Source organism: Rhodococcus sp. I2R (assembly GCF_020889545.1).
In the GTDB taxonomy this organism is placed as follows: domain Bacteria; phylum Actinomycetota; class Actinomycetes; order Mycobacteriales; family Mycobacteriaceae; genus Rhodococcoides.
In genome coordinates this window covers 1-5,330 of record NZ_JAHUTG010000052.1, presented here as the reverse complement: position 1 = coordinate 5,330, position 5,330 = coordinate 1, and the positions used below count along the sequence as shown (strand labels likewise).

Genomic DNA, 5,330 nt, shown 5'->3' with positions numbered 1-5,330 from the left:
ACCCGCGTCAACACACCCAACGAAATATGGTCCGTCAACCGCTGAGAATCATCCGGTTTCACCCATCCCACACGCGGCATGACTCAAGAATAACACCCTTGTCATTCTAAGTAAACGGTATTGCGGCTAGGGTGGTGCTGATCGCGCGATTGGGGTCGAAATACCCTGTGCCAAGGCCTGCATCCGCGATGGGATGTGAAGGTTCGACCGATCGATCGACGCGACGTGAAGGGCACAATGAACAACAAGACCGGACTACTCACCCGTGGCGCGCATTTCACCGTCGTCATCGACGGCTCTCCCACCGACAGCGGTGTGGTGAGTTGGTCGGCGGCGCTGGCACACAAGACCGGCGCGCAGCTGGACCTCGTCTACACCATGCCCACCTCCGGCTGGAGCGCTGCCATGGCGGCATCACTCGAGACGAGCGATTACCCATCGCAGATCCGGCAGCGGGGCCAGCAGCATCTCGATGACGCGACTCGTCTCGTGCGTGAGGCCGACCCCGACACAGAGCCGAGCACCTCCGTCTCCGAACTGTCTCCAGCTCGGTTGGCAGAGAAGGCAGCAGAGCATGCGACGATGTTGATCGTGGGCGGCGGTGAGTCCGGACCCCTCCGCGACGTGGTGTTCGGCAATTCGACGATAACAATGGTCAACGCTGCAACGTGCCCAGTTCTCGTCTGGCGACCCAAGCGAGAAGACAGTCCGGGCGAGGCACGACCGGTCGTGGTCGGCGTCGACGGTTCGGAGCATTCGAAACGTGCCCTGGCTGCGGCGTTCGAACTCGCCAACGTGCTGGAGGTCGAGCTTCTGGCGGTACACATCGGCGCAGTCCACGAAACCGACGAGCTCGACTACGGAACATCGATCGATTGGCAGCACCTGCGGGAGGCAGAGCGCAAATGGTTGCAGAACATCGTCGAGCCCTATCGGGCGGACTACCCGTCGGTTGCGGTCGAGGCCTTGTCGGTGGGTGCGTCCGCCGCTCGTGAACTCCGGGCACTCTCGGCCACCGCCCAGATTCTGGTGGTGGGTAGCCGAGGGCATGGGCGCGTGGCCGGTCTGCTGCTGGGGTCGGTCAGTCACAATCTGGTCCACCATGCCGAGTGCCCGGTTCTGGTGGTTCACTAGTCGCACCCGAATCAGGGAACGAGCCAATGAGCAAGACCGATTTCAAGAAGTCGCTCGACTCCTACGCGGCAAAGCGTGACCGATTCTCCATCGTCGACGTCCCGCCACTGCAGTACCTGATGGTCGACGGTCACGGTGATCCGAATTCGGCGCAGGAGTACACCGACGCGATCGCCTCGTTGTATCCAGTTGCCTACGCACTCAAGACGGCCAGCAAGACGAGTCTCGGCAAAGACTACGTCGTCACGCCTCTCGAAGCTCTGTGGTGGGCAACCGATATGGACGTCTTCACCACGAATCGAGACAAGTCGCAGTGGCGGTGGACTGCCATGATCATGGTTCCCGACTGGATCGATCGCTCGATGTTCGATGCAGCCGTCGCGGCGGTGCGAACGAAGAGGCGCCCGGTGAGCCTCGACCTGGTTCGCCTGGAGACACTGATCGAAGGTCGATGCGTGCAGAGACTGCACGTCGGGCCGTACGCCGAAGAGGAAACGGTGCTGGCTGAGCTGCACGAGCGCTTCATCCCGGACAACGGGCTCGAGATGACCGGGAAGCACCACGAGATCTACCTCAGCGACGCACGCCGCGTGGAACCGTCGAAACTTCGGACCATTCTGCGCCAGCCGGTGCAGGCAGCATCGGGTGCGCCGCTATCACTGTGAATGGACCGCGATCGATCTGAGCAGTTCGCCGGTGGCGGCAGCGTCGACGGGCCGGCCCAGCAGGTAGCCCTGTGCGAGGTCGCATCCCGCCGATACCAGCGCGTCGAGTTGCTCCTGGGTCTCGACGCCTTCACCGACGACGAGAACGTCGAATGCTTTGGCCAGCGCCACGATTGCGGTGACGATGGCTTGCGAGCGGCGGCACGGAAGCGCGGCGATGTAAGACTTGTCGATCTTGAAGCACTCGAACATGGGATAGCGGTCGAGGTAGGAGATCGAGCTGTGGCCCTTGCCCAGATCGTCGAGGAGGAGCGCAACTCCCATGGCATGGAGTTCGGTCAAGGTGTCGGCCACACGTGCGGTGTCGGACACCCACATGGTTTCGGTGATTTCGAGCCCCAGTGCACTGGCTGGAAGGCCGGTCTCGGCGAGAATGGCCGCAACGTGGCGGGGGAAGGCAGGATTGCGTAGTTCAAGTGCGCTGACGTTCACTCGGATCGTGATTTCGGCGAAGCGACGCCAAGCAGATGCGCACGTGCAGGCGGTTCGAAGCGCCCAGGCCCCGAGTTCCGTTGCCAAACCGGTTCTCTCGGCGATGGCGACGAACTCGGCCGGTGCGATTTCCCCGTGGACCGGATGCGTCCACCGCGCCAGTGCTTCGACGGCGACGATCCTGTCCGTCGCGATGTCGACGAGGGGCTGATAGTGCAGAGTCAACTCGCCTCGAGTCAGCGCCGACCTGAGATCGATCGACAGCGAACGAATACGATCGGCGTCGTAGAGATCGCCTGTGTCGAAAACCGCGTGACCGCCAGTTCCGTTCTCCTTGGCTCGATACATCGCGAGGTCGGCGCGATGAATGAGCTCCCGTCTTGTCGTTGTGGATTCCGATACGGCGATGCCGATGCTGGCACTGAGTGGAACCGGGGCGCTGATGGAGGAGAATGGCGCGGCAATGCTGGTGGTGATGTGGTGCGCCAACTCTTCCGCGTGAGTGACGCTGTCGACGCCTTCGCAGATGATGAGGAACTCGTCGCCCCCGAGACGGGCGACCGTATCGCCGGCACGTGTCGCGGAGCAGAGGCGGTGTGCGAAGCGGACGAGTGCGCGGTCCCCGGTGTCGTGCCCGAGACTGTCGTTGATTATCTTGAAATCATCGATGTCGAGCAGTAGTAGCGCAACCGCACCCGAGGTGTCACGCGCGCGTGCGAGTGCCTCGTCGATACGTGTGTACGCCAGGGTGCGATTCGGCAAGCCGGTCAGCGCATCGTGCAGACTGCGCCGAATCAACTGCTGATCCAATTCGATGCGTCGCAATGCGGTCGACAACACACTGGCGACGGCATCCAGAAAAGAGACTTCGCGCTCGGAGTACTCGCGGGCCTGACGACTGTGCACCATCAGGGCACCCCAGGCCCCAGTTGCCGCCACCACCGGTACCGCCAAACCGCTGTGGAAGCCGTGTGCGGCCATGGCGGAGGTGTCGAAACGGGATTCGACGTCGATATCAGCGCACACCACCGTCGCGCCCCCCTCGATCGCGTACGCGGCAATTGCCATGTCGCCGGGGGTAGTGGCCTGTGTGGACGCGCCCGCTCGCGTGCAGGACTCGATGGACAGCTCAGCGCTCGCCGATCCGCTGTATCGGACGATCGACGCCGTCTCCACACCGGTGAGGGTTGCTGCAGCAGCGACAGCGGCGTCGAGAAGTTGTGGCAACTCGGCGTCGACGGCCAGTCTGCTCAACTCCGCTAGTGCCTTCTGCTCGGCCGCGTAGTGGGTGGCGGACACCGCCGTGGCTTGCAGCTCGGCATCACGGCGGTGGCCACAGCGCCTGTCTCTGATCACCGATGCGATGAGCGCAGGCTCGCCGTTGTCACGATGGACGACGAAGGTGGACACCGCCACAGGTATGGCTTCATCGGTGCCGAAGTGCCGCAGCTCGGAGTGCCCCCGCCACTGACCGTATCGGCTCAGTCCGGCTTCTACCTCCGGTGCCACGTCGAGACCATCGGCGGTGAAGAAGTCCGCCGTCGTCAACGGTAGCGATCGATACGATTCGGTTAATCCGACCAGCTCGAGCCCCGCGGGGTTGACGTACTCGACTACTCCAGAGAACTGGGACAGCGACACCATGTCAGGGGCCAGGTCGAGCACGGCGCGCAAGATCACGGGGTCATCTGCCGAGTCGGGCATGGGCCATCCGTCCAGTCTTGCGCGGTCGAGCGACCGCGTGCTCCATCCAAAAAGGGGGGCCGTCACGTTCGTGTGACGTCGTGCCTGACGTCGTCCATTCTCGCAAGAACGTTACAAAACCATGCGATCTGTCAGGCCAGAGCAGAAAAGTCCACAGAACGGCCGGCAACTGCGGCCCGCGCAAGGCACGGGCCGCAGTCTCTGTGCTGCCACAACTCACCGTTGTTGCCCTGAGAAGTCAGTCGACGGCGATGACATCTTTGGCGATTGCTGCCAGGCGTGTCTGAGTCGCCGAGACCACCCCGTGGCGGTTCTTGTGAGCCTCTTCGAACGCCATGATGGTCCGCACATCACTCGGGTCGGTCAATTCTTTGATCGCCGCCACGGACTCGGACACGTTCAGCGTGTCGTAGTCATCGACGGGCAGTTCGCTTGCATCGAGAATCCCGCCGGCGGCGCGGACGGCGTGAATGGCGTCGGCAGCGGTATCGGCGCCGTCCTCGCGGGTGACCTCTTCGGCCGCCTCGAGCGCCGCATCGCGGCTCGCGCTCAGCGTCCTGGCGGCGACATCACCGACGTGTGCTCCACGTCCGAGCAGCTCGTTCAGCCTGTTCGGCGTGGTGCGCGCAGCGTCGACCGCACGGTCCAGTCCTCGTGCGGACCAGGTGGCGGGCGCATTGACCAATTTGACCGCGCTACCGGCAGCGGCCTGCAACGGTGTCCGTCGCAGAGCAACCGGACCACCGAGTGCTTCCTCGGCAAGGACGGTTTCGAGCCATTCGACGGTTGCGCTGTGCGCCTTGATCAGCCGATCGGCCAGTGTGACCACCGTGAGCTCGTTCGCGGCCGTGGCGAGTGCCTTCACATACTTGGAACGCCCGAGCAACTGCTGCTCGAGGGCGAGATCTCCGAGCAGTGCCTCGTCGAACGGCTGAGCTTGCTCGACCAGTACCTTGAACATGGCGAGCGTGCGGCCGACCAGCGGACCGACGACATCGGGGAAGCCGCCCAGATCACGCAGGGTCTGCTCGAGCGTCTCGGCCCGCTCCCGGCCGTTGGCTGCGTTCTGGGTGAGCTCCTTGCGCACAGCTTCTGTACGCGCCTGTGCGATTCTGGTTTCGGCTACCTGGATCTCTGTGTTGGTCAGCTGAAGTATGGCCCGCAACTGTGCGAGCAGAGTGGACGAAGTCATCATGCGCTCCTCGGTTCCATATAAGCCCGAATGCACCGATCAACTGATGGCGTCGCTGTGAGTTTGGTTGTGCGGCTTCGAGTGGAGTGCGGGCGTGGGTGATCGTCCGACCTCTCGTGCCGGGTTGTTCCACTGGGTCTTTC

At 63.2% G+C, this 5,330-nt stretch carries 4 protein-coding genes; 2 read left to right on the top strand and 2 right to left on the bottom strand.

Annotation, left to right across the window (positions count from 1 at the left end; genetic code table 11):
* Window positions 1-225 precede the first annotated feature (225 nt).
* Together KVY23_RS24600 and KVY23_RS24595 are read left to right on the top strand one after the other, a co-directional pair.
* Window positions 226-1,134 (top strand): universal stress protein, encoded by a 909-nt coding sequence (locus tag KVY23_RS24600; protein WP_230558517.1) that lies wholly within the window; start codon window positions 226-228, stop codon window positions 1,132-1,134.
* A 26-nt stretch (window positions 1,135-1,160) separates the two neighbouring features.
* Window positions 1,161-1,799 (top strand): GyrI-like domain-containing protein, encoded by a 639-nt coding sequence (locus KVY23_RS24595; protein WP_230558516.1) that lies wholly within the window; start codon window positions 1,161-1,163, stop codon window positions 1,797-1,799.
* Here KVY23_RS24595 and KVY23_RS24590 read toward each other — a convergent pair.
* Together KVY23_RS24590 and KVY23_RS24585 are read right to left on the bottom strand one after the other, a co-directional pair.
* Window positions 1,791-3,995, bottom strand: a complete 2,205-nt coding sequence (locus tag KVY23_RS24590) for an EAL domain-containing protein (protein WP_230558515.1) — start codon at window positions 3,993-3,995, stop codon at window positions 1,791-1,793. The two genes, KVY23_RS24595 and KVY23_RS24590, sit on opposite strands and share 9 nt — an antisense overlap.
* 238 nt (window positions 3,996-4,233) lie before the next feature.
* A complete protein-coding gene (locus KVY23_RS24585) occupies window positions 4,234-5,187 on the bottom strand; it encodes a ferritin-like domain-containing protein (RefSeq protein ID WP_230558514.1) in 954 nt (317 codons plus the stop codon).
* Window positions 5,188-5,330 lie beyond the last annotated feature (143 nt).

Bases quoted from the DNA above. Each gene is read 5' to 3' on its own strand.
- KVY23_RS24595 (WP_230558516.1), top strand. From the start codon at position 1,161: ATGAGCAAGACCGATTTCAAGAAGTCGCTCGACTCCTACGCGGCAAAG.
- KVY23_RS24590 (WP_230558515.1), bottom strand. From the start codon at position 3,995: ATGCCCGACTCGGCAGATGACCCCGTGATCTTGCGCGCCGTGCTCGAC.
- KVY23_RS24585 (WP_230558514.1), bottom strand. From the start codon at position 5,187: ATGACTTCGTCCACTCTGCTCGCACAGTTGCGGGCCATACTTCAGCTG.